The following is a 23444-nucleotide window of genomic DNA, read 5'->3' as shown; positions in this document are numbered from 1 at the left end:
AAATATGTTAAAAACTATATTCTCATTATTTTTTATTTTTGGCTCAGCCAATATATATGCTGCAGCGTGCACAATTAATGCTAATGGTGAAGTTACTGATGATGTAAACACCTTTGAAGCTGGTAATGAAAAAGGGTGTTCTGTAACACCAGATTATGCTTACCTTCCGGTTTACAGGGTGGGGCTATGCTCTTCAGTGCCAACTTACGAAAACTATTTAACAGAATGCACATTTTTATTTAATCAGACAACGGCAACAGAGGTGGAAATTGAAAAAGGCCAAGCGTTTAATATGGTTGACAACATAACACTAACAGAAGGCAGTTATCCGGCAGCAGTGCTGCTTTTAGGAACAACGATTGGCTATAAACACACAGTGAATTTCACAACAGTGCAAGATGGCTGGAGTGATGCAGGCACTGCGACTGAAGGAAAGACATGCGTTAGTAGAGCTGTAAGTGGTAATGTGGATGATATTGGCGGAACTGCTGGTGGTGGTTTTTATGAATGTGGTGCTAACACATTAACAGCTGGTAAATTTACGGAAGATGAGGGTGCGTATTGGGATGATTCAGAGTGTTCAATTAGTGGCGGCGTAGTTAGTAGGACAGGTGGTAATTCTGATTATATGGACTATACAACTTCTTCCGGTAATGGTGTTGTAGTTTGTGGCATGTTGAACGAATCAACTCATGAAAGTGGAGGTAATGGTCTTGGTGGTACCAACGCAACAAGACAGCTTATTATTCAAACCTTTGCCAACCCATTGACAATTAGTCCAACGACATCATCAATGGATGTTAGCCTTAAATTGACAGACCAGCTTGCCTTAGAGAAGCATATGCATGATGATGATGGTTATTACAACGCTTTTCTTGATGGTGTAGAGGTTAAGATTTCTGTAGAGTAAATTCTTACTGATTTAGAAATAATCGGGCATTATAGGTGGTAATTTTTATTCAGATTAAGGTATAAGAAAAACGAGTGATGGGATTTTATAGATTATAAATGACCGAGCAAGGCTTTTCTTATAATAAACATACGGATAAAAAAAGTCTCTAGAATTTAGTGTTTGAAATGGCGCATGCCGGTAAATACCATGGCTATGCCGTGTTCATTTGCCGCTGTAATGACTTCATCATCTCGCATTGAGCCACCAGGTTGGATAATTGCCTTAATACCTGCTTGTGCCGCTGCATCAATGCCATCTCTGAATGGGAAGAAGGCATCTGATGCCATGACAGAGCCCTCGACCACTAAGCCTTCATCCGATGCTTTAATACCTGCAATTTTTGCCGAGTAAACGCGAGACATTTGTCCTGCACCGACACCAATTGTCATTTCATTTTTGACATAAACAATGGCATTTGATTTAACGGTTTTAGCGACTTTCCAAGCGAATAGTAAATCTTTAATTTGACCGGCTGTAGGCGCTAATTCACTGACACATTTAATATCATTCTCAGTGATAACACCAAGATCCTTGTCTTGCACTAATAGACCACTGGTAACTCGCTTATAGTCAAGTGATGGTTGCGCACTGGACAAATCCCCACACTCTAATGCACGTATATTTTGTTTGGCTGATAGGATATCTTTAGCATCGTCATCAACACTCGGTGCAATAATAACTTCAACAAATTGCTTCTCAATAATATCTTGCGCAGTGGCCTTATCCAATGGGCGATTAAAAGCAATAATGCCACCAAAAGCAGAGGTAGGGTCTGTTTTAAAGGCATCTAAATAAGCCTCATGAATATTGTCTCTAAGTGCAACACCACAAGGGTTTGCATGTTTGACAATAACACAGGCTGGTGCATTAAAACTACGAACACATTCTAGCGCTGCATCTGCATCAGCCATGTTATTGAATGACATTTCTTTACCTTGAAATTGTGTGCTTGATGCAACACAGGCTTCAGTAATATTTTGCTCTACATAGAAAGCGGCATTTTGATGCGGGTTTTCACCATAGCGCATAGATTGAGTTTTGTGAAATTGCAGATTAATTGTATTTGAAAACCCATCTTGCTCTTTGCCAAGATAGTTAGCGATAGCACCGTCATATTGTGCAGTATGCTCAAAAGTTTTAAGCGCTAGTTTGGTTCTAGTTTTAAGGGTTGTGTTGCCATTGGCAGTAATTTCATCCATGACAGTTTGATAATCTGAAGCATCAACAACGACCGTTACAGATGCATGATTTTTTGCACTAGAGCGCAACATCGCTGGACCACCGATGTCAATATTTTCAATCGCATCTTCTAATTTGCAGTCTGGATTGGCAATCGTTGCTTGAAAAGGGTAGAGGTTAACAACCACTAAATCAATTGGATTGATATCATTCTGTGTCATTACTTCTTCATCAAGGCCTCGACGCGCTAAGATGCCGCCATGAATTTTTGGATTAAGAGTTTTTACACGTCCTGCCATCATCTCTGGAAAACCAGTATAGTCAGATACTTCTATGACAGGAATACCTTGTTCAGCCAATAATTTAGCAGTACCACCTGTTGAGAGAATTTCAATATTCTTACTGACCAATACTTGAGCAAGTTCAAGAATACCAGTTTTATCTGAAACACTAATTAAAGCGCGTTGTATAGACATTTTTTTCCTTTGAGATATGGGAGTTAAGTTACAAAGGTTATTATAGAGTTTTAGAGCTTATAGAATTCGATTTTTTTCTTAAGTGTGCCACGATTAACGCCTAATATGCGAGAAGCTTCACTCTGGTTATTGTTGACTAACTCTAAAATAAATTTTATAACGACAGGCTCCACTTCATTCATAACCATTTTATGAACGCCAGATGCTTGCTCACCATCAAGTTGCTCGAAGTAGCGAGTTAATTTTGCATTGATGCAGGCTGGTAAATCTGTAGAGCTCATAATTGGTTTAAGTAGTTCTCAAAAAGTTTGAATTGTTGCTCACGATCAGTGACTTTGTTAATCGTTTGCCAAAATTTCTGCATGTGGTTTTTATCAAGGTGCGTAGCATACCAAAGAATGTGCTTTCTGGCGAGCCTCAATCCCAAAAAATCACCATAAAAAGCATAAATCTGATGAATATGCTTAAGTATAGTAGATTTTTGCTCTTCAAGTGGGATTGGATTGAATTTTTTCTGGGTGTTAAGATAGTAGTTGATCTCAGAAAATATCCAAGGGTTGCCTTGAGCTGCTCTTCCAATCATAACACCTGAAGCATTCGTGTAATCTAATACTTGTTGTGCTTTTTCAGCACTGATAATGTCCCCATTAGCAATGACAGGTATTTTAACTTGATCAACAACAGACTTAATGGTGTCATATTCTGCCATACCATTATATTTATCTGCTTTAGTGCGGCCGTGCACACTTAGCATTTGAATGCCCGCTTGTTCTGCAATTTGGGCAATGGTTGGGGCATTTTTGTTATCAGTATCCCAACCTGCTCGCATTTTTAAGGTCACGGGGATATCTACTGCCGATACGACTGATTCAAGGATATCTTTAACAAGTATTTCATCTTGCATTAAGGCAGATCCGGAGGCTTTATTACAGACTTTTTTAGCAGGACAGCCCATATTAATATCAATAATATCTGCACCAAAATCAACCGCTCTTTGTGCAGCATGCGCTAATTCTTGCGCTTCTGATCCCGCTATTTGAATGCTAATTGGTTCTTTTTCACCTTTAAAATCTAGGCGATATTTAGTTTTATTAGTTTTAAGTAAATGCTCTTGTATGACGACCATTTCTGAGGTGGTGAGCCCTGCGCCTAAGGATTTACATAACATTCTAAAAGGTTTGTCGCTAGTGCCAGCCATAGGCGCTAATAATGCTATTGAATCAAGCTTATAAGGACCAATTTGAATTGACACAAGTGATTTACTTTTGAGCTTTTTTGGTTTTTTCAAGCAGACGTCTTTGCTTGAGTTTGGAGAGGTGATCTACAAATAAAATACCATCTAAATGATCTATTTCATGTTGAATGCAAACACCTAAAATATCTTGAGCTTCTAGTTCAAACATCACACCTTGCTCATTTAGTGCTCTCACTTTAATATGATTTGCACGTGTTACACATTCGTAGTAATCAGGGACTGATAGACAACCCTCATCCCATTCGATCTCTCCATCTTTTTCAATAATCTCTGGATTAATAAGGCATAAAGGCTGTGTCTTATCTTCTGAAGTGTCTATGACGATTAGTCGAACATGATGGTTGACTTGAGTTGCTGCCAGGCCAATTCCAGGAGCATCATACATAGTGCTAAACATATCTTTAACTAATGAACGAATAGTGTCATCAACTTTTTCAATAGGCGCAGCTTTCGTTCTTAGGCGCTTATCTGGGTAATGTAGAATAGGGAGTAACATGATTATATTATAGTGTTTTTTATACTGTCAGATTGATTAGGATGATCTTCGTTGAAGTGCAGTCCTCGACTCTCTTTTCTGGAAAGTGCAGATTTAATAATAATTTGGGCAGTTCTTACTAAGTTTCTGAGCTCAACTAAATCACTAGAAATAAGGTATAAGCTGTAATATTCATCAACTTCTTTTTCAATTTGTTCAAGTCGATGCTGGGCATATTTAAGACGTCTATCAGAGCGAACAATGCCAACAAAATTCCACATAATTAAGCGAACTTCGTCCCATAAATGAGTAACAACAACCTTCTCTTTAGAGGGGGCCACTCGAGAAGCATCCCAGGGGTCAAATTTAGAAGATGATGGTATTAATACTTTTTGATTGATATCTTGAGCGCAAGATTTCGCAAATACGATACACTCTAAGAGTGAATTGCTCGCCATGCGATTAGCGCCATGAACGCCCGTATGAGCAACTTCACCAATTGCATATAGATTGCCAATATTGGTTAAACCTTTCAAATTAGTATCGATACCACCACAAGTGTAATGAGCTGCTGGAACAACAGGTATAGAGGCTTTTGATATATCTATGCCAAATGTTTGACACTTGTTATAAATAGTAGGAAAGTGCTTTTTAATCCAGTTTTCACCTTTGAATGAGATGTTTAAATAAACACAATCCAAGCCACCAGACTTCATTTCAGAATCGATCGCTCTTGCAACGATATCTCTGGGTGCAAGTTCGCCACGCTCATCATATTTGTGCATAAAAGTTTCACCATTAGGCAAGTGAAGCTTACCGCCTTCTCCTCGAATGGCCTCTGAAATCAAAAATGATTTTGCATGTGGGTGATACAGACAAGTAGGGTGGAATTGGGCAAATTCCATATTCATGATATGACAACCTGCTCGACTTGCCATAGCGACACCATCTCCGGTTGAGGTATCAGGATTGGAGGTATACAAATAAACTTTGGAAGCGCCTCCTGTAGCTATTATGGTTTTATAAGCCAAAAAACTCTCAACTTGATGAGTGCTTTTGTTAAGAATATAGGCGCCAGAGCACTGATTATCTTTGATGAGTAAATCGATAGCAATATAGTTTTCAAATAAAGTGATATTTTTACATTGCTTTACATTATCTAAGAGATTTACCTGAATAGACTGCCCTGTATTATCTGCAACATGCACCACACGTCTATTGGTATGACCACCCTCAGTAGTGAGATGATAATTGTTACTGTCTTTGGTAAATTGAACGCCTGAGGATTCCAATGAAGAAATTGCAGCCGGCGCATTTTTAACCATAAATTTTACAGCTGCTTCATCAGCTAATCCAGCAGCAGAAGAAAGTGTATCCGTAACATGCGCTTCAAAATTATCGTGTGCATCTAGCACAGCTGAAATGCCACCTTGGGCATAAAAAGAGCTTCCTTCTAAAGCTTCATCTTTGGCGATTAGTGCGACAGATAAGTGTCTTGAAAGTTGTAGGGCACTCATTAACCCCGCACTTCCTGTACCAATGATTAGTACATCAAATTGATGCTGTTCATGTGGATTGTTGAATGTTGCTTGCTTCGGCATTTTAACGAAAGGGGTTTAAATTTTTGGTTTCACCATTAAGATCAATTTTGGCAAGAGTGTTAAATTTGCTAGTAACGCGCTCAACATCGCGATTGCTGTAAAGACACCAAAATAAATACTTGGAATGAAATTGGATAAAGCAAAGATTAGAAATCCAAGTGCCACGGTGATCGAGGTATAGAACATGGCCAAGCCAATACTGGCATGCGATCGATACATAGTTTTTGTATAGTCACTATCTTTTTGGAATTCAGACTTAAATCGATGAATGTAATGGATGGCGTTATCTACACCAATACCAATAGCAATTGCTGAAATGGTAATCGTCATTAGATCTAATGGAATACCCATCCAGCCCATAATTCCCAAAATAAATAAAGAGGGCAGTGTATTTGGAATCAATGCAAGAATAGATAAGCTAATTGACTTAAAAATAAACAAAAACATAATAAAAATCATACCAAATACAACGGCAATGGTTTTGATTTGAGAGTCAAATAAGCTTTGCAACATGTTATTGTAGAGCACCAACATGCCGCTTAGGCGAAAACTTCCAGGCTTGAAACCTAATTCATTAGAGATATGGTGATTAATTTTATCAATAAGCTTGCCACGTTCTAGCTCCTTGTTAGACTCACGGATGCGAATAACCATACGTAGTTGACCATTATCTTCTGAGATATAAGGGTCTAATACATACTGTTTGGCAGAATCTGGAATTTGTCCACGGACAATGTTTAAGAAAAATCCATTTAAAGCTTGCCCATCATTTGCCTCAGTTAAGATACTCATGAGTGTATCGATAGAAAGTACTTTTCCAGTTTCATCTAGCGAATCAAGATAATTATGAATTTCATGCACTTCTGCACGCAAGTCTTCATCAAACCAGTAGTCTTCTGCCAAATCTTCAAAAATGATCTCTAAAGGAATTGTCCCGCCTAATTCTTGGTCAATTAAGGTTAACCCTTGGTTGATTTCAGTGCTCTCTTTAAAATAATCAATAAACCTATTTTCAACACTAAGCTTATTAATACCAAAGCCAGAGCCTATAACTAAAACAACCAAAACCACTAACAAATAATTACCAAAGCGCTCGACAAATTTAGCCAATGAAGTAGTGAAACCAAACTCTGTTTTGTGTATCGCGATTTTAGCTTTTGGCAAAAGAGCCATAATCATTGGGAATGCCAAAAATGATAATACTAGTGCAATCGTAACACCAATTGACATCATCCAGCCAAAGTCAATCACAGGGCGAATACCACTGATTAATAGTGAGCTAAATGCGGCAAAGGTTGTTAATGTGGTAAACAGACAAGGCATAAACATTTGAGATAATGTGTCTTTGATGATTTGCGATGAATCAAGGTCAGGATTGAGTTGAGACAATTCTCGATATCTAACAACAAGATGAATGATCACTGAAAGCGTCATAACGAGTAATAGTGAAACAAAATTGCTAGAAATAACGGTAACTTTCCACTCTAAAAATGCCAGTAAACCAGTCATTATTAAGGCACCAGCAATACTAATTGTAATCGGCATAACTACCCAGCGTAACCCTTTAAAGATAACGGCCAAAATAATAGTCATTAACCCAATAACTGCTAGACTAAAAACAATCAGATCGCTACTAATATAGCCAATAATATCAGTAGTTATCATTGGTAAGCCACCTAAAAATAAGCTGGCTTGATCAGAATATTTGACAAGATAAGTACGAATTTTTGCAATAGTTTTTTCTTGTATATCGCCCTGAATATTAGCATTACGCATAACTTGTCTTTCTATACTCTTTAGCTTAGACAGGCCATCTTTATCAAGTGTTTTGTTAATTCGTTCAACGCGCATTTGGTCACGCGTTTCGCGAAGCTCTTGGAATCTTTGGTTATTTTTTAAAGTAACCAGAATGGCGGTTGTTTTGCCATCTTTACTCACTAAGTTATTAGCATATAAGGGTGAGGTTTTGAATTCTTTAGCTGCAAGCTCTAAGTCAGCATTACCATTTTCAATGGTGATATTTTCATTCGCCAAGGCAGCTAAAGATACAGGGGGTGAGCGGAATAAAGGGACATCTAAAATACTGGTGACAGACTTAATCTGTTCAATGGTTGATAGTTCTTTTTTAAGTTTAGATAAATGACTTAATTGTTGTGGATTAAGTAACTCCCCAGTTACCTGATAAGAGATAACAAGATAATCATCAGATCCATAATTTTTCTTCACACTTTGATAAAAAGCTAGATTTTCATCACCCTCAAGCACCAAAGAATCAGAGGAGGCATCCAGCTGAAAATTTGGTATTTGAGAAACAAAAAACCCTACTATGAAAAGCAATAGAGTTAAGCCTAGAATAGATTTCTTTAGGACAAAGTTAAAAAATACATTCATGATTTAATAAGTTTTCCTGAGACAATTAAAATTTAAATTTTGCAGATACTTCTAAACCTTGCATGACATCTAACTGAGTTTCAAATAAAGATTTTGTTTCCCATTTATGTTCACTAAGTCTTGTTATGATTTTGGCACTCATGGCGTTGCCAGAACCCTCAACTACAAAAACACGTCCACCAACATTTAGTAAATGAAAAAATCGACCAGTAATTTTTGGTACAGAAGCGCCAATGACAACCACATCAAAGAATTCTTTAGATTTTTTCCAGCCTTTTGAAGCGTCCCTAGTTTCTAGCGTTACATTGGTGATATTAAGATCTTTTATTCTTTCTTGAGCATCATTACTAAGTGTTTCATCAATTTCAATACTAGTCACTGAGTAGCATAATTTTGATAAAACAGCCGTTAAATATCCACTACCCGTACCAACTTCTAACACAGTTTCATTTTTTTTAATATTGAGTGCATCAAGAAGACGACCCTCCACTTTTGGTGAGAGCATCTTTGCTTTATTGGTTAAAGGAATTTCAATATCAGCAAAAGCAAGATTTTTATAATTATCAGGCACAAAATTTTCTCTAGGGATAGATCTTAAAGCATTGTTAGCAATATAATCTAGACCACCCCAAGGGCGAATTTGATTGTCAATAGAATTTTTTCTAGCTTGTTTGATATCCATAATTTTTATCGTTTTTTAGGTGGTAATAGATCAGTAATAGTTCCTTCAGCCATTTCTACAGCAAAAGCTGTGGTTTCACTTAAGGTTGGGTGGGCGTGAATAGTAAGTGCAATATCTGACATGCTACATCCCATCTCAATAGCAAGAGTTGGCTCGGCAATAAGCTCACCAGCATTGGTGCCACAAATTCCCATACCTAACATGCGCCCCGTTTTTTTGTCAAATAGTGCTTTTGAGACACCTTCACTTCTACCATTACTCAAGCTTCGTCCACTAGCCGCCCAAGGGAATATACCTTTTTCATAGTCTGCGCCTTCAGCTTTAAGTTCTTTTTCTGTTTTACCAGTCCAAGCTACCTCAGGGTCTGTATAGGCAACAGATGGAATGGTAAGAGCATCAAAGCCAGATTTATGTCCACAAATTACTTCCGCAGCAACTTTAGCTTCATGAACAGCTTTATGAGCCAACATAGGTTGGCCAACAATATCGCCAATCGCATAAATATTGTCAATATTGGTCTTCATTTGTTTATCGACAGGGATAAAGCCCCAATCATTAACCTCGACACCTGCTTTTTGCGCATCAATGAGGTGACCATTTGCAGAGCGACCAATAGAGACTAGCACCTTATCAAAGGAGTCAAATTCTGGCGCTTTTTTTCCCTCAAACCCTACTTTAATACCTTCATCTAAAGCTTCTATGCTAGTAACCTTAGTATTTAGAAAAATATTAGCATAACGCTTTTTGATGCGTTTGAATAGTGGGTTGATAATATCTTTATCTGCACTAGCAATGAGCTGATCAGATAATTCTACAACCGTGATTTCACTACCTAGAGCCTCATATATAGTAGCCATTTCTAGACCAATAATACCTCCACCAACTATAAGCAAACGTTTTGGTATTCCGTTTAATTCTAGTGCATCTGTTGAGTCCATAACACGCGGATCATCAAATGGAAAGCTTGGAATTTTAGTAACTCTAGAGCCTGCTGCAATAATACATTGTTCAAATTCAATCACTTCATCACTATTATCAATAGCAATTTGATTATTAGAGATAAACTTTCCATAACCAGTAATGACATTTACTTTTCTTGCCTTGGCTAATAGTTTGATACCACCTGTTAATTTACCAACAATACTATCCTTACTGCTGCGCACACCATCAATGTCAATGACCGGTTCTTTAAAAGTAACACCTAAATGTGATGCTTCTTCTGCTTCATTAATAACTTGTGCAGTATGCAATAGTGCTTTTGAAGGGATACAACCCACATTTAAACAAACACCACCAAGCGAATCATAGCGCTCAATTAAGGTCACTTCTTTGCCAAGATCAGCAGCTCTAAATGCGGCAGTATAGCCACCCGGGCCTGATCCAATAACAGCAACTTGAGTTTTAGTAATCATAATAAAATTTCTCTAATATCACTTAGTATTGAATTTAAGTCTGCCATAAAGCGACCGCCTTGAGCCCCGTCAATCACACGATGATCATAAGATAGAGCGAGCGGTAAGATTAAAGCGGGGACGAAATTTTTACCATCCCAAATAGGTTTAGTTTGAGAGCGAGATACCCCAAGAATAGCAACTTCTGGTGAATTTACAATAGGTGTAAATTGTGTGCCACCAATACCACCTAGGCTTGAAATTGTAAAGCCCGCACCTTGCATATCACCAGGTTTGAGTTTTCCATCACGCGCCTTAGCAGAAGTTTGGGCTAGCTCTGTTGCTAATTCAGTTAGCGATTTTCTATCAACATCTTTAATGACAGGAACAACTAGTCCATTTGGCGTATCCATAGCAATTCCCAAATTAAAATATTTTTTAATAATGAGGTTTTCACCAGATTCATCTAACGAGGCATTAAAACGAGGATGATTTTTAAGTGCTTGAATGACAGCTTTCATAATAAACACTAAAGGTGTTAACTTAACGCCTTTCGCTTTTTGATCTTGTCTAAAAGACTCCATTTGATCAATATTAATTTCGTCAAATTGAGTTACATGCGGTATGTTTAACCAACAAGCAGTTAAATGTTTGCCAGCAAGTCTAGTAATTCTGGATAACGCCAATGTTTCAGTTTTACCAAATTTTGAAAAGTCAATTACAGGTGTTTTCGGTAGTGAACTGCCACCACCAGAAGTGATAATTTGCTTAACATGAGCCTTAAGATCTTGATCTAGAATTCTACCTTTCTGACCAGTTCCAGATACGCGACTTAAATCAACGCCGATCTCTCTAGCTAATTTTCGAATAGAGGGCGAGGCATGAGACTCTCCGGCTGGCAAAGTGGAAATTGATTGATCCAATGTTGGTTTTTCTAGAGCCAAAGATTGCGCCTTTGAAGTTGAGGTATTTGCTGGTTTTGAAGCGGCTACTGGCGTTGAATTTTCAGTAGATTCTACTAGGTCAATGCTGGTAGTTTCAATATTAAGAATAAGGCTACCTAATTTTAGCTTATCACCTAAATTAACATTAATGTCGATTATCTTGCCAGCAACTGGCGTCGGTATTTCCATAGATGCCTTATCACTTTCTAATGTGATAATACTATCTTCTGCAGAAACTATATCGCCAGCAGCAACTAAAATTTCAATCACCTCTACTTCATCAAAATCACCAATATCAGGCACATTTACTGCAACAATTTTGGATGATACACTCTCAGATATCTCTACTTTTTTAGTATCTAATTGAGTGTTTTTTTCAACTTCTTTGTCACTTTCTAACGTAACTACGACATCGCCTTGTTTAATTTTGTCACCAATATTTACATTGATACTACTCACTACGCCTGAACTAGGTGTGGGTATTTCCATTGAGGCTTTATCACTTTCTAGAGTTATTATGCTATCATCTGCATTGATTTTGTCACCAACACTCACTAAAATCTCAATAACTTCTACTTCTTCAAAGTCACCAATATCAGGTAATTCTATATTTTTTATCGCAGACATAATGTAGGTTAAATCACTCTTTTAAAGGTGGTAATTATCGCAAAAATGGTAAGTAAAAGGGAATGAATGTTAAAATACTTTTAATTATTATCAGATTGAATTTTTTGTATTTTTTTATTGGACTAATATTACATGCCTCAAGCGTTATCAATTTCTAACTTAACAAAAACTTATGCCAACAATATGAAGGCATTATCAAGTGTTAATTTGAGTGTGGAACAGGGAGATTTTTTTGCATTATTGGGCAGTAATGGAGCAGGAAAGACTACCATGATTGGTATTATCTGTTCTTTGTTAAATAAGACTTCGGGCGAAGTTATAGTTTTGGGCAAGGATCAGTCCAAACATCTTAATGAGGTGAAACGAATGATTGGCCTAATGCCACAAGAGTTTAACTTTAATCCATTTGAGCCTGTTGAAGAAATTTTAATCAATCAAGCTGGTTATTATGGCATTGATCGCACTAGTGCTAAAGCTCAAGCTGAGATTTTATTAAAGCGAATGGAGCTTTGGGATAAACGTCTAGATATGGCGAAATCTTTATCTGGCGGTATGAAGAGACGTTTAATGCTGGCAAGAGCTTTAATCCATCAACCAAAAATACTTATCCTAGATGAGCCTAGTGCCGGCGTTGATGTTGAGATACGCCGCTCAATGTGGAAATTTTTACGAGAACTAAATAACCAGGGTATAACTATTATTCTAACCACTCATTACTTAGAAGAAGCCGAGTCTTTATGTCGCAATATTGCCATTGTAGATAAAGGAAAAATTGTTGAGCAGACCAGTATGAAAAAGCTTCTTGCTAGAGTCTCTCAACAAGTGCTAATCTTAGAAAGTATTGAGCCGTTGCCAGATACTTTGCCAATGCTTGATTTTAAAATTGAGCGTTTAGATGCTTATTCAATACAAGTGAGTTTGGATGATATAAACATAAGCCAAGCATTGATTGCTTTAAGTGAAAATAAAATTGAAATTGAACATGTTAGAAGTGCACAAAATCGCTTAGAAACTTTATTTTTGCGCTTAACATCAAAGGCTGGTTAATATGTGGATTGCTTATAAAACGATTGTTGTTAAAGAAATATTACGGTTTACCCGAATTTGGGTGCAAACTATTTTCCCTCCCGTTATCACCACCTCTCTTTATTTGCTTATTTTTGGCGGCCTAATGGGTGAACGTATTGGTGATATGCAAGGTGTAGATTATTTACATTTTATTATCCCAGGTATTATTTTAATGACGGTTATTCAAAATTCTTATGCCAATACAGTTTCCTCATTCTTTTTGGCTAAATTTAATAATAGCATTGAAGAATTATTAATTTCGCCTGTGTCTTATTGGGTCATCTTACTAGGTTATATCTCAGGTGGGATAGTCCGTGGATTTGTCGTAGGGCTTGGTGTTTTTATTGCAGTATCTCTTTTTGTCGAGCTGCAGATCTACAATATTTGGATTGTATTGATGACATTTTTACTAACGGCTATTTTGTTTTCATTGGCAGGATTTATTAACGCTGTTTTTGCCAAGTCATTTGATGATATCTCCATCGTTCCAACTTTTATTCTGATGCCAATGACCTATTTAGGTGGCATGTTCTATAGTGTTGAAATTTTGCCAGAATTTTGGCAAACCTTGAGTAAATTTAACCCAATATACTATATGGTAGACAGCTTTAGAATGGGATTTTTGGGCAGTTCAACAACAGATCTTTTAGTGTCAATGTTAGTATTAATAACCATGATTATGATGCTCGCTATTGTTGCTTTTTATCTACTCAAAAAAGGCGTTAATATTAAGACTTGATTGAGCCTTCTTCTCCAGATAGCATGCGCTTGATATTACTTCTATGTGTGTAGAAAATCCAAATACAAATCAGTATGAGTATGTAAGTCGCTCCTAGCTCTTTAGTTATCAAGTAGAAAAATAAAGGTGTTAAAAAGGTAGCGATGAGCGCTGATAGCGATGAAATTTTGAGTACTTTGGCAACAAATAGCCAAGTGACAATAAACGCCAAGCCAGCAAAATAATTAAGCGCTAACAAGCTGCCAATAAAGGTAGCGACGCCCTTGCCGCCTTTAAAGCCAAAAAATATAGGATAAACATGTCCTAAAAAAGCGCTTAGCGCAATCAATGCCAACTCTTGATCACCAATTCCTAGATATTGTCCTAAAGCAACTGGAATAAAGCCTTTTAATCCGTCACCAATAAGTGTTGCAGCAGCTGCTTTCTTGCCACCAATTCTAAGTACATTTGTAGCGCCGGGGTTATTAGAGCCTTGGGTTCTTGGATCAGGTAAATCCAAAATTTTACAGATAATAATAGCCATAGAAATTGAGGCGATTAGATAAGCAAAAATGATGAGCAGAGGTAGCATATAATTTTCAATATTATTATTTAAAGATTAATTTAAGCATGGATATAGTATTTATACAAGGATTAAAAATCGATTGCGTTATTGGTATTTACGATTGGGAGCGTGAAATTCGCCAAGATATAACCTTAGATATTGAAATGGGTTTTGATATTTTCCCCGCTAGTAAAACTGATCATATTGATCAAACTCTTGATTACAAAGCTGTTTCCAAGAGATTAATTAATTTTGTAAAAAATAGCGAGTTTCAATTAGTAGAGACGCTCGCTGAGAGAATTTGTGAAATTATCTTAGGTGAGTTTAATGTTGAGCAGGTTAAGCTAACTTTGAATAAAGGCAAAGCAGTTACTGGTGCACAAGGTGTTGGAGTGGTCATTAATAGACGTAAAAATGGCTAATATTCATATTAATATCGGCTCTAATCAGAATCGAGAGATTAATATTTCTGGTGCCATTGATTTTTTAAGGCTAAACTTTTCTAATACTAAAATTTCCGATATTTTTGAGTCTCCTGCTGAAGGGTTTGAAGGGGACAATTTTTACAATCTTGGCATGAATGCAACTACTCAACTCAATATTGAAGATGTCAATGCAGTGTTAAAAGATATCGAAAAAAAATTCGGTCGAGACCGCTCTCAGCCTAAATTTTCTTCTCGATTGATTGATCTAGATTTAGTGACTTATGATGATATTGTCAATCAAGAAATGAACTTACCTAGAGATGATATTTTAAAATATTCTTTTGTATTGGCACCTTTGGCACAGTTATGTGGTGGTGAAATTCACCCATTAACAAAACAAACCTATCAACAACTTTGGCAGTCCTTTCAAACAGATAATCAATTTGAGTTATCGCAGTATAATATCGACAAAATTCTTCCATAATATAGAGAAATTTATGCAACAAATCAGACTACTTTTATCGGTATTTTTACTTAGTTTTTCCACGGCTATTTTTGCCGAATCGTATATAGAGGGCGAGCATTATATAACCCTCGATAAACCTGTTAAAACAGTAACAGGTGACAAAGTTGAAGTGAGAGAATTATTTTGGTATTACTGCCCTCATTGTTTTAATGTAGAACCTGTATTGAGCAATTGGGTTAAGAAACTACCTAGTAATACAGCTTTTATTCGCCAACCTGCTGTTTTTTCAGACCGCTGGATTAATGGCGCTATTTTTTATTATGTGTTAGAACAATTAAATGAAGTTGATCGTTTGCATGGTTTGCTATTTGACGCTATTCACTTACAAAAAACGGCTTTTACTGATCAAGAAGACTTTGTTGAGTGGCTAGGTGATCAGGGTGTTGATACAGATAAAGCCAATGGTGCTTTCAAATCTTTCTCAGTGCAAGTTAAGGTGAATAAGTCAAAAATTAATACGGTTAAATATCAAACCTCTGGTGTTCCAGCTTTGATCATTAATGGTAAATATTGGACAGATGCTTCTCATGCAGGTAGTGAATTAAGGATGTTTAAAGTAGCCGATTATTTAATTGCAAAAGAGTCCAAATAATATCTGTGCTTGATCGTGTTTTAGTTTTATCAGGTTTAGACCCTTGTGGAGGGGCTGGAATTGCTGCAGATATTGAGACAATTAATCAATTTGGTGCAACGCCATTACCTATCGTAACATCACTAACTGTTCAAAATACGCACCGTGTAAGTGAAGTACGGCCAGTTGATCCGCAGTTAATTATTAAACAGTTAAATGCTTTAGCAGAAGATATTGACATCGATGTTGTAAAAATTGGATTATTGTCTTCTATTGAGCAAATAAAGGCTATAACAAACTGGTTGACTAAAAGCCATACAGTAATTCTTGATCCTATTATCAAAGCTAGTACTAATGATGAGTTATTGGTACAGAAGTCTATTGACATTCTTAAAATAGAGCTACTTCCTAAAGTTTTTCTTTTAACTCCCAATGTTTCTGAATTGGAAAAATTGGCACCTAACTTATCTGAGCAAGAGGCTGTTAAATCTCTACCATGTGAATGGGTTTTAATAACAACCACAGATTCATCTGAAAATAATATTGAACATCGCCTATATCATCAAGGTGCGTTATATGAGTGTTTTTCATACCATAAACTGCCTGGTGAATACCATGGTTCTGGCTGTACATTAGCCAGCGCGATTAGCGTATTAATTGCTGCTAAACTAGATGTAAGTGTTGCTGTTAAGAGAGCATTAGACTATACGTATCAAACTTTGTTAAGTGCCAAGCGAATAGGTAAAATGCAATATCATCCAAATAGAATAAGTCCTTAACATGAGTTTTATACACAATTGGCTAAGAGCCAACATTCAAGAAATTAACGCTTATCATGTCCCAAGTTCTGACAGCCTTATAAAGCTTGATGCTATGGAGTCACCCTTTGCATTGCCTGATGAGCTTATCAGTCAATATTTGACCTATTTAGCCGATGCACAGCTTAATCGTTACCCAAGTCCAAGTGCTGATGAGTTAAACCAAACTCTTAGAGATTTAATGAACATCCCTAAAGATTTTGGAGTTTTATTAGGCAATGGGTCTGATGAATTAATTCAATTGTTAGCATTAGCTTGTGATGCTGGTGACACCATCTTGAGTATTGAGCCAAGTTTTGTGATGTATGACATGATTGCTAAATTCACTCGTCTGAATTATCAAGGTGTGCCATTAACTCAAGACTATAAGCTTGATTTAGACAATACACTAGAATCAATCAACAAACATAAGCCGAAGCTTATTTTTATTGCCTACCCTAACAATCCAACAGGTAACACATTTGATAGGGTTGCTATTGAAAAGATTATCAATATGACTGATGCTATGATAGTTTTGGATGAGGCGTATTACGCCTATGCTGGTGATAGCTTTATATCAGATATAGGGAAATATCCAAACCTTGTTGTATTGCGCACAGTATCTAAAATTGGCTTTGCTGGATTGCGTCTTGGACTATTGATTGGTTCTCAAGATACAGTCACAGAGCTAGATAAGCTTCGACTGCCTTACAATATTAATATTCTTACTCAAGTGAGCGCTAATTTTTTATTAAAAGAGAAAGATGAGATTAATAAAAATGCAGCCATTATTATCGAGCAACGTCAAATCTTATCAGACGCACTAAAACAAATTGAAGGTCTTCTGGCATATCCGTCACAAGCCAATTTTATTTTATTTAAAGCGCCAAAAGCGCAAGAGTTATTTGACTATTTGAAAGCTAATGGCGTACTTATTAAAAACTTAAGTGGCGCACCTAAATTAACTAATTGCTTGAGAGTGACGGTGGGTGATAATAACCAAAATAAGCAGTTTATCAGTATTGTGAAAGAATTCTATAGTTTGAAAATGAACAATAATGATTAACAATAAAACACTTGCAACTTATTTGAATGAGTATTTAAATGTTATTAAATTCTCTGATTATTGCCCAAATGGATTGCAAATCGAAGGGAAGTCAGATGTGAGTAAAATTATCGCTGGCGTGAGTGCTAATCAAGACCTAATTGAACGTGCTATTGATGAAAAAGCTGATGCACTATTTGTCCATCATGGGTTTTTTTGGAAAAATGAAAGCCCCGTGATTACTGGCATTAAAAAAAATAGAATCAAAGCATTATTAGACAATAATATCAACTTATTTGCTTATCATTTACCCTTGGATGCTCATCCGTTAGTGGGTAATAATATTCAACTAGCCATGCGTTTGAATATTCAAAATCCTCAACCTGTGGGCAACACGCTAGTTTGGCAAGGTCAGGTCGATTTAAGTTTGGCCGATGTGGAAAAATCTGTTCAAAGTGTTACTCAGAGAACTCCACTGGTATTTGGGTCTAAAAATAAACCAATCAAAAAAATTGCCTGGTGCACTGGCGGCGCACAAAGCTACATTGAGCATGCTATTGATGTCGGTGCAGATTGTTTTATAACTGGTGAGGTTTCAGAACAAATTCCTTGCATATGCAAAGAAAATGATATTGCCTTTATTTCAGCAGGGCATCACGCAACAGAGCGTTATGGCGTGCAAGCACTTTGCCAACATCTAAGCCAGAAGTTTTCATTGGATTATCAGTATATTGATATTGATAATATTGTTTAGATAAATACCTAGGTGGTGCTTATTTCAAGCATTACGATGTTTATTAAAGTCTAGTATAATACAGACTTTAATTTTGATTTTATTCCAATACTTATGAGCAAGAAATTTAACGTTGCTGTTGTTGGCGCAACAGGTGCTGTGGGCGAAACTATCCTTTCTATTTTAGAACAGCGTGACTTTCCTATTGATAATTTATATCCATTAGCGAGTGCAAACTCTGCTGGTAAAAAAGTGTTTTGCCAGGGTAAAAGTTGGACGGTTCAAGATCTAGATACATTTGACTTCTCTAAGGCTCAGATAGGTCTATTCTCAGCCGGTGGAAATATTTCAGAAAAATATGCACCTATAGCGGCAGAAGCAGGTTGTATTGTCATTGATAATACGGCACATTTTCGACGTGATAAAGATATTCCTTTAGTGGTGCCTGAGGTTAACCCTCATGCAATTGCAGACTATACAAAGCGCAATATTATTGCCAATCCAAACTGTTCAACTATTCAAATGCTAGTTGCATTAAAGCCGATTTATGATGCGGTAGGTATTGAGCGTATTAATGTCGCTACTTATCAAGCAGTATCTGGATCAGGCAAGGAGGCTATTTCTGAGCTAATTGAACAAACAACTAAATTATTGGGTGGCAATACCGATGTTGATGTTGAAGTCTATCCTAAGCAAATTGCTTTTAATGTTATCCCTCATATCGATGTTTTTCAAGATAACGGTTATACAAAAGAAGAAATGAAGATGGTGTGGGAAACTCAAAAAATCTTCGAGGATGAGAGTATTTTAGTTAACCCAACTGCCGTGCGTGTGCCAGTTATCTATGGTCATTCTGAAGCGATTAACATCGAAACTAAGAAAAAAATTACCGTCAAGGAAGCGACTAAGATTTTGTCAGAAGCGAATGGTGTAACAGTGATGGATAAGCGCGAAGATGGCGGCTATGCAACGCCATTTATTGAAGCGACTAATCATGACGATACGTTTGTAAGCCGTATTCGTGAAGATATTTCTCATGAGAAAGGTTTAAACTTGTGGGTAGTATCTGATAATATTCGTAAAGGCGCAGCACTGAACTCCGTTCAAATTGCTGAAATTTTAATTGAAGAGTATTTATAAACTATAAAAAAATGATTAAAGTATCCAGAAAAACCAATGAAACTGATATTCTAGTTGAGCTAAATTTGTATGGAACAGGCCAGGCAAATATTGATACTGGTGTGGCTTTTTTAGACCATATGTTGGATCAAGTAGCTCGCCATGGACTGATGGATATAACAATTAAGTGTGATGGTGATACGAAAATTGATGATCATCATAGTGTAGAAGATATTGGTATTACATTAGGCCAGGCCTTCTCTAAGGCCATGGGTGATAAAACAGGATTTACTCGTTATGGGCATTCATATGTGCCATTAGACGAGGCCTTGTCTCGTGTCGTGCTAGATCTATCTGGCCGTCCTGGTTTAGAGCTTAATGTACGTTTTACTCGTGCTTTAATTGGTACATTTGATGTTGATTTGTTCTCAGAATTTTTCACTGGATTTGTTAACCATGCATTGGTGACAATCCACATTGATAATCTAAAAGGTGTGAATGCGCATCACCAAGCTGAAACTATCTTTAAGGCATTTGGACGAGCGCTAAGAATGGCGGTAACGCCTGATGAACGTCAAGCGGGCATAATTCCTTCAACTAAAGGCTCTTTGTAGTGCATTCATAAATATGCAAGCTAAGAGAGCTCCTATTGGAGCGCAAAGTATTGCGATTGTCGATTACGGCATGGGCAATGTGCGTAGTGTGCAAAAAGCTATTGAGCATGTAGCACCTAATGATCGAGTCTTCTTAACAGATAATGCTGATTTAATTAATGAGGCAGATCGCATTGTGTTTCCTGGTCAGGGAGCAATGGGTGCTTGTATGCAAGCATTGAATGATCACAATCTAATAGATGTTATTAAGCGTAATGCTCAAGAAAAACCATTTTTAGGTATTTGTCTAGGTTTGCAATTGTTGTTTGATTCTTCTGAAGAGAATGGTGGAACAAAGGGCTTGTCAATCATGTCTGGTGATGTGGTCAAGTTTGCAAACAGTGAACTTAAAATTCCACATATGGGTTGGAATACCGTTAAACAGTCGATTGAACACCCACTTTGGCATAATATTGACGATAATGCTCGTTTCTACAGCGTGCATAGTTATTATGTTGCTCATGCTGATCCTTCAATAGTAGCTGGCACCACTAGTTATGGCCTAGATTTCACTTGCGCTGTTGCGAAAGATAATATATTCGCCGCACAGTTCCATCCTGAAAAGTCACAACATGATGGTTTGCAATTGCTTACAAACTTCGTAAACTGGAAAGGCTAAAATATTTATAAGTGCTTAGCTTAGCTTAGATTTAACATTAATTTAATAGGCAATAGATTTTAAGCATTCAACATAAGCTTGATGATCCATAGGCGTATTATTTTTTTGCGCCGAGAAAATCATTTCAGCAATACAGTCCATCATTAAATGCTCAGTTTGATGAGCATCTTGAGTCTTACTAAGTATTTTTTTATAAATTTCTTGAATGCCATGTGGCTGGTTAATCGACAATTGTTCCTGTAAAGATAAATGTAGATTAATGTGTAAAAAAGGGTTTACTTCGCCTTGTTCTGGAAAATAGTCCGATTCAACATTTTGGATAAGCTTGTGATATTCAGGATGAATTTCAATCACTTTTGTAAGTTGATCTTCAAGCGGATCAAGGATCTGCTTATTTAAAAATTTTTGCCAGGCGGCAGATAGAAATTTTCTTTGTTCTGATCTATCTTGTGTGTAAAGCACGAATTAAACTATAGGTTCTTTTCTTCATATTCACACAGATCAAGCAAAATGCATTCAGTGCATAGTGGCGATCTAGCCTTACAAGTGTAACGACCATGAAGAATCATTAAGTGATGAGCAGGAACGCGATGCTCATCAGGAATAAATTTCACCAATTTTTTCTCAACTTCTAGTACTGTTTTGCCGCTAGCAATTGCTGTACGGTTAGCAACACGATAGATGTGTGTGTCAACTGCAATGGTAGGGTGGCCAAATGCTGTATTTAAGACGACATTTGCGGTCTTGCGACCTACGCCTGGTAATGCTTCTAATTCTTTACGAGTTTCAGGCACACTTGAGTCGTACTTATCGATTAGAATTTTACAAGCTTGTATGATGTGTTTTGCTTTTGAATTAAATAGACCGATTGTTTTAATAGTCTCTCTAAGTGTGTCTTCACCGAGCTCAAAAATAGCTTCCGGTGTATTAGCAATTGGAAATAATTTATCCGTTACTTTGTTGACACTTTTATCCGTTGCTTGTGCCGATAAAGTAACAGCTACTAAAAGCTCAAACGGGGTTGAGTAGTTTAATTCTGTTGTTGGATTAGGTATCTTTTTCAGTAACCTTTCAAACATTTCAAAACGAGTCTCAGCGTTCATTTTCTTCTTTGGCTTAATTTCCTAATAGCAAAAGATTATACCTGAAATCTATTTAGTTATTAGAAAAACGATTCGCCATAACTTTCAAGTTGGCGCCAAAGAGTTTCCTTTTGTGGATGTTGTTCACGCATGACATGGATACGCTGTAGATAATCATCAACAGAGAGATAGCCATTTTCACCTGTCTGAACTCTACCCTGTACAGTTTCAAACCAGTTTTCAGCTTCATCTTCTGTTAAAGACTCTGGGTAGTTTCTAGCTTTAAAATGTATAAGTAAGTTAGAGAGTTTTTCATCTTTAAATTTAGGATGAAAGTCTTTTAAGTCCCCTATATTTAACGTTTGTATTTGATCAGCAATGCGCTTATCTGCATTATCCATGAAACCACCATACAAAGATTGATCAGCGTCCTTGCTTTGCTCAAACCCCTGGTCATTTTTATATAAATTTTGGATAACTTTTTCTATAGCAAACTGATTATCTTTTATAAAATCTAGATGTTTTAAGCAAGTACTCATATCAATTTGAAGTTGTTTAACCACTTTTGGTTCGATTTTGTAAATATTAGGGACAAACATTGGGCTTTTGTTAAAAATCAAGTCTTTGATTTGTAAGCGTTCAACATTTTCAGGCAATTCAGATTGCTTAGTAAACATCAGCACTTTTAACTCATCAACATTTAACTCTAAAAGAATTGAAGGATCTTGATCTAGATTAAACACAATTACTCGATCTTTGTATTCTGGATGATAGGCTAAGGCAACCGATAGACGAGTGCATGATTTTTGAGCTGGATACATGCCCGAAGTATGCAACATAGGCTCATATAGATTAATTTTAGATTCTACAAATTTTTTCTCACGCAGTTTAAAGGCATAATCAAATAGTTGTGGTTGAGATTCTTTAATAATTTTAGCGATAGCAATCGTAGCCCGAACATCAGCCAATGCATCGTGAGCATTTGAATGTTCTATGCCATTGGCAGGAGAAAGACGGTCTAATTTAAAAATTGGTTTACCACTATCGTCATAAACCCAATTAAGACTAGCATCTTTTTTAAGTGCATAACACATGCGGACCACATCTAGGATATCCCAGCGCGTATTGCCATTTTGCCAATGCCAAGCATAAGGGTCTAGAAAGTTACGATAAAGTGCATATCGTGTGAACTCATCATCAAACCGAATTGAGTTATAGCCAGCAGTGCAGGTATTAGGTGTTGAAATTTGCTCATGTATTTTTTTAATAAATTCATGCTCAATCATGCCTTTCTGCTCACATAGTTGCGGGCTAATACCAGTAACTGCACATGCTTCTGGCGAGGGAAGACAATCATGAGTGGGTTTGCAATAAAACATATGCTCATCAAGTATATTAAGATTCTCATCTGTCCGGATGCCAGCAAATTGCGAGATTCTATCTATTTTTGGACTAATGCCAAAAGTCTCAAAGTCGTACCAATAAAATGTTTTCATAGTCTTATTTTAACGAATTTTTTGCAATAAAAAACCCAGCGTTTAAACTGGGTT

Annotated in this window: 25 protein-coding genes; 12 read left to right on the top strand and 13 right to left on the bottom strand. The window is 36.8% G+C overall.

Features of this window, described 5'->3' with window-relative positions; genetic code table 11:
* Positions 1-4 precede the first annotated feature (4 nt).
* Complete coding sequence (locus N9Y32_00525; protein MDB2589505.1) at positions 5-910, top strand: hypothetical protein; 906 nt, start codon at positions 5-7, stop codon at positions 908-910.
* A 155-nt stretch (positions 911-1065) separates the two neighbouring features.
* Here the strand turns inward: N9Y32_00525 and purH are convergent, their stop codons facing one another.
* Genes purH through N9Y32_00480 form a run of 9 tightly spaced genes read right to left on the bottom strand, consistent with a single transcriptional unit; the run spans position 1066 to position 11973 of the window.
* A complete protein-coding gene (purH, locus tag N9Y32_00520; protein ID MDB2589504.1) occupies positions 1066-2607 on the bottom strand; it encodes a bifunctional phosphoribosylaminoimidazolecarboxamide formyltransferase/IMP cyclohydrolase in 1542 nt (513 codons plus the stop codon).
* A gap of 50 nt (positions 2608-2657) precedes the next feature.
* Positions 2658-2888: a Fis family transcriptional regulator gene (locus N9Y32_00515; protein ID MDB2589503.1), complete on the bottom strand. Its 231-nt coding sequence runs from the start codon at positions 2886-2888 to the stop codon at positions 2658-2660.
* Positions 2885-3853: a tRNA dihydrouridine synthase DusB gene (dusB, locus tag N9Y32_00510; GenBank protein MDB2589502.1), complete on the bottom strand. Its 969-nt coding sequence runs from the start codon at positions 3851-3853 to the stop codon at positions 2885-2887. Before dusB ends, N9Y32_00515 begins: the two co-directional genes overlap by 4 nt.
* 13 nt (positions 3854-3866) lie before the next feature.
* Complete coding sequence (def, locus tag N9Y32_00505; protein ID MDB2589501.1) at positions 3867-4358, bottom strand: peptide deformylase; 492 nt, start codon at positions 4356-4358, stop codon at positions 3867-3869.
* A gap of 2 nt (positions 4359-4360) precedes the next feature.
* Positions 4361-5938 carry an L-aspartate oxidase gene (gene nadB / locus N9Y32_00500; protein MDB2589500.1) on the bottom strand — a complete coding sequence of 526 codons (1578 nt, stop codon included), beginning with the start codon at positions 5936-5938 and terminating at the stop codon, positions 4361-4363.
* 15 nt (positions 5939-5953) lie between these two features.
* Positions 5954-8329 carry an MMPL family transporter gene (locus N9Y32_00495; GenBank protein ID MDB2589499.1) on the bottom strand — a complete coding sequence of 792 codons (2376 nt, stop codon included), beginning with the start codon at positions 8327-8329 and terminating at the stop codon, positions 5954-5956.
* A 25-nt stretch (positions 8330-8354) separates the two neighbouring features.
* Positions 8355-9011 carry a protein-L-isoaspartate O-methyltransferase gene (locus tag N9Y32_00490; GenBank protein ID MDB2589498.1) on the bottom strand — a complete coding sequence of 219 codons (657 nt, stop codon included), beginning with the start codon at positions 9009-9011 and terminating at the stop codon, positions 8355-8357.
* A 5-nt stretch (positions 9012-9016) separates the two neighbouring features.
* The gene (gene lpdA, locus N9Y32_00485) at positions 9017-10420 is read right to left on the bottom strand and encodes a dihydrolipoyl dehydrogenase (protein ID MDB2589497.1); all 1404 of its coding nucleotides are present in this window, start codon (positions 10418-10420) and stop codon (positions 9017-9019) included.
* Complete coding sequence (locus N9Y32_00480; protein ID MDB2589496.1) at positions 10420-11973, bottom strand: dihydrolipoyllysine-residue acetyltransferase; 1554 nt, start codon at positions 11971-11973, stop codon at positions 10420-10422. Before N9Y32_00480 ends, lpdA begins: the two co-directional genes overlap by 1 nt.
* Positions 11974-12105: 132 nt before the next feature.
* Between N9Y32_00480 and N9Y32_00475 the strand changes: the two genes are divergently transcribed.
* Together N9Y32_00475 and N9Y32_00470 are read left to right on the top strand one after the other, a co-directional pair.
* Entirely contained in the window at positions 12106-13020 is a 915-nt protein-coding gene (locus N9Y32_00475; GenBank protein MDB2589495.1) for an ABC transporter ATP-binding protein, read from the top strand.
* A 1-nt stretch (position 13021) separates the two neighbouring features.
* Positions 13022-13780, top strand: coding sequence for an ABC transporter permease (locus N9Y32_00470; protein ID MDB2589494.1), 759 nt, complete (start codon positions 13022-13024; stop codon positions 13778-13780).
* On the opposite strand, the gene plsY is transcribed toward N9Y32_00470, so the two are convergent.
* The gene (plsY, locus tag N9Y32_00465) at positions 13770-14351 is read right to left on the bottom strand and encodes a glycerol-3-phosphate 1-O-acyltransferase PlsY (GenBank protein ID MDB2589493.1); all 582 of its coding nucleotides are present in this window, start codon (positions 14349-14351) and stop codon (positions 13770-13772) included. The genes N9Y32_00470 and plsY overlap by 11 nt on opposite strands.
* A gap of 38 nt (positions 14352-14389) precedes the next feature.
* Here plsY and folB point away from each other — a divergent pair, with 38 nt between their 5' ends.
* The 9 genes from folB to hisH all read left to right on the top strand — a co-directional run bounded on the left by folB (position 14390) and on the right by hisH (position 20812).
* Entirely contained in the window at positions 14390-14746 is a 357-nt protein-coding gene (gene folB / locus N9Y32_00460) for a dihydroneopterin aldolase (GenBank protein ID MDB2589492.1), read from the top strand.
* Positions 14739-15233, top strand: a complete 495-nt coding sequence (folK, locus tag N9Y32_00455; GenBank protein MDB2589491.1) for a 2-amino-4-hydroxy-6-hydroxymethyldihydropteridine diphosphokinase — start codon at positions 14739-14741, stop codon at positions 15231-15233. Before folB ends, folK begins: the two co-directional genes overlap by 8 nt.
* Positions 15234-15246: 13 nt before the next feature.
* Positions 15247-15867 carry a thiol:disulfide interchange protein DsbA/DsbL gene (locus tag N9Y32_00450; protein MDB2589490.1) on the top strand — a complete coding sequence of 207 codons (621 nt, stop codon included), beginning with the start codon at positions 15247-15249 and terminating at the stop codon, positions 15865-15867.
* A 5-nt stretch (positions 15868-15872) separates the two neighbouring features.
* Positions 15873-16625 (top strand): hydroxymethylpyrimidine/phosphomethylpyrimidine kinase, encoded by a 753-nt coding sequence (locus N9Y32_00445; GenBank protein MDB2589489.1) that lies wholly within the window; start codon positions 15873-15875, stop codon positions 16623-16625.
* A gap of 1 nt (position 16626) precedes the next feature.
* Complete coding sequence (hisC, locus tag N9Y32_00440; GenBank protein ID MDB2589488.1) at positions 16627-17709, top strand: histidinol-phosphate transaminase; 1083 nt, start codon at positions 16627-16629, stop codon at positions 17707-17709.
* Entirely contained in the window at positions 17702-18442 is a 741-nt protein-coding gene (locus N9Y32_00435; protein ID MDB2589487.1) for a Nif3-like dinuclear metal center hexameric protein, read from the top strand. The genes hisC and N9Y32_00435 overlap by 8 nt, the downstream gene beginning before the upstream one ends.
* 93 nt (positions 18443-18535) lie before the next feature.
* Positions 18536-19561 carry an aspartate-semialdehyde dehydrogenase gene (locus N9Y32_00430; protein ID MDB2589486.1) on the top strand — a complete coding sequence of 342 codons (1026 nt, stop codon included), beginning with the start codon at positions 18536-18538 and terminating at the stop codon, positions 19559-19561.
* Between the two features lie 11 nt (positions 19562-19572).
* A complete protein-coding gene (gene hisB / locus N9Y32_00425; protein ID MDB2589485.1) occupies positions 19573-20154 on the top strand; it encodes an imidazoleglycerol-phosphate dehydratase HisB in 582 nt (193 codons plus the stop codon).
* Positions 20155-20167: 13 nt separating this feature from the next.
* Positions 20168-20812 (top strand): imidazole glycerol phosphate synthase subunit HisH, encoded by a 645-nt coding sequence (gene hisH / locus N9Y32_00420; protein ID MDB2589484.1) that lies wholly within the window; start codon positions 20168-20170, stop codon positions 20810-20812.
* Between the two features lie 42 nt (positions 20813-20854).
* On the opposite strand, the gene N9Y32_00415 is transcribed toward hisH, so the two are convergent.
* Genes N9Y32_00415 through sbcB form a run of 3 tightly spaced genes read right to left on the bottom strand, consistent with a single transcriptional unit; the run spans position 20855 to position 23390 of the window.
* Entirely contained in the window at positions 20855-21274 is a 420-nt protein-coding gene (locus N9Y32_00415) for a DUF1841 family protein (GenBank protein ID MDB2589483.1), read from the bottom strand.
* Between the two features lie 8 nt (positions 21275-21282).
* Positions 21283-21915 carry an endonuclease III gene (gene nth, locus N9Y32_00410; protein MDB2589482.1) on the bottom strand — a complete coding sequence of 211 codons (633 nt, stop codon included), beginning with the start codon at positions 21913-21915 and terminating at the stop codon, positions 21283-21285.
* 59 nt (positions 21916-21974) lie between these two features.
* Complete coding sequence (gene sbcB, locus N9Y32_00405) at positions 21975-23390, bottom strand: exodeoxyribonuclease I (protein ID MDB2589481.1); 1416 nt, start codon at positions 23388-23390, stop codon at positions 21975-21977.
* Positions 23391-23444 lie beyond the last annotated feature (54 nt).

Origin of the sequence: Candidatus Thioglobus sp. (assembly GCA_028228555.1) — a bacterium.
In the GTDB taxonomy this organism is placed as follows: Bacteria; Pseudomonadota; Gammaproteobacteria; order PS1; family Pseudothioglobaceae; genus Thioglobus_A.
Note: the sequence above shows the minus strand (reverse complement) of the source record. Positions and strands in the feature narration are given on the sequence as shown.

Excerpts from the sequence above, each read along its gene's own strand:
- N9Y32_00525 (MDB2589505.1), top strand. The coding sequence starts at position 5 with ATGTTAAAAACTATATTCTCATTATTTTTTATTTTTGGCTCAGCCAAT.
- purH (MDB2589504.1), bottom strand. The coding sequence starts at position 2,607 with ATGTCTATACAACGCGCTTTAATTAGTGTTTCAGATAAAACTGGTATT.
- N9Y32_00515 (MDB2589503.1), bottom strand. The coding sequence starts at position 2,888 with ATGAGCTCTACAGATTTACCAGCCTGCATCAATGCAAAATTAACTCGC.
- def (MDB2589501.1), bottom strand. The coding sequence starts at position 4,358 with ATGTTACTCCCTATTCTACATTACCCAGATAAGCGCCTAAGAACGAAA.
- nadB (MDB2589500.1), bottom strand. The coding sequence starts at position 5,938 with ATGCCGAAGCAAGCAACATTCAACAATCCACATGAACAGCATCAATTT.
- N9Y32_00495 (MDB2589499.1), bottom strand. The coding sequence starts at position 8,329 with ATGAATGTATTTTTTAACTTTGTCCTAAAGAAATCTATTCTAGGCTTA.
- N9Y32_00490 (MDB2589498.1), bottom strand. The coding sequence starts at position 9,011 with ATGGATATCAAACAAGCTAGAAAAAATTCTATTGACAATCAAATTCGC.
- N9Y32_00480 (MDB2589496.1), bottom strand. The coding sequence starts at position 11,973 with ATGTCTGCGATAAAAAATATAGAATTACCTGATATTGGTGACTTTGAA.
- N9Y32_00475 (MDB2589495.1), top strand. The coding sequence starts at position 12,106 with ATGCCTCAAGCGTTATCAATTTCTAACTTAACAAAAACTTATGCCAAC.
- N9Y32_00470 (MDB2589494.1), top strand. The coding sequence starts at position 13,022 with ATGTGGATTGCTTATAAAACGATTGTTGTTAAAGAAATATTACGGTTT.
- plsY (MDB2589493.1), bottom strand. The coding sequence starts at position 14,351 with ATGCTACCTCTGCTCATCATTTTTGCTTATCTAATCGCCTCAATTTCT.
- folB (MDB2589492.1), top strand. The coding sequence starts at position 14,390 with ATGGATATAGTATTTATACAAGGATTAAAAATCGATTGCGTTATTGGT.
- folK (MDB2589491.1), top strand. The coding sequence starts at position 14,739 with ATGGCTAATATTCATATTAATATCGGCTCTAATCAGAATCGAGAGATT.
- N9Y32_00450 (MDB2589490.1), top strand. The coding sequence starts at position 15,247 with ATGCAACAAATCAGACTACTTTTATCGGTATTTTTACTTAGTTTTTCC.
- hisC (MDB2589488.1), top strand. The coding sequence starts at position 16,627 with ATGAGTTTTATACACAATTGGCTAAGAGCCAACATTCAAGAAATTAAC.
- N9Y32_00435 (MDB2589487.1), top strand. The coding sequence starts at position 17,702 with ATGATTAACAATAAAACACTTGCAACTTATTTGAATGAGTATTTAAAT.
- N9Y32_00430 (MDB2589486.1), top strand. The coding sequence starts at position 18,536 with ATGAGCAAGAAATTTAACGTTGCTGTTGTTGGCGCAACAGGTGCTGTG.
- hisB (MDB2589485.1), top strand. The coding sequence starts at position 19,573 with ATGATTAAAGTATCCAGAAAAACCAATGAAACTGATATTCTAGTTGAG.
- hisH (MDB2589484.1), top strand. The coding sequence starts at position 20,168 with ATGCAAGCTAAGAGAGCTCCTATTGGAGCGCAAAGTATTGCGATTGTC.
- nth (MDB2589482.1), bottom strand. The coding sequence starts at position 21,915 with ATGAACGCTGAGACTCGTTTTGAAATGTTTGAAAGGTTACTGAAAAAG.
- sbcB (MDB2589481.1), bottom strand. The coding sequence starts at position 23,390 with ATGAAAACATTTTATTGGTACGACTTTGAGACTTTTGGCATTAGTCCA.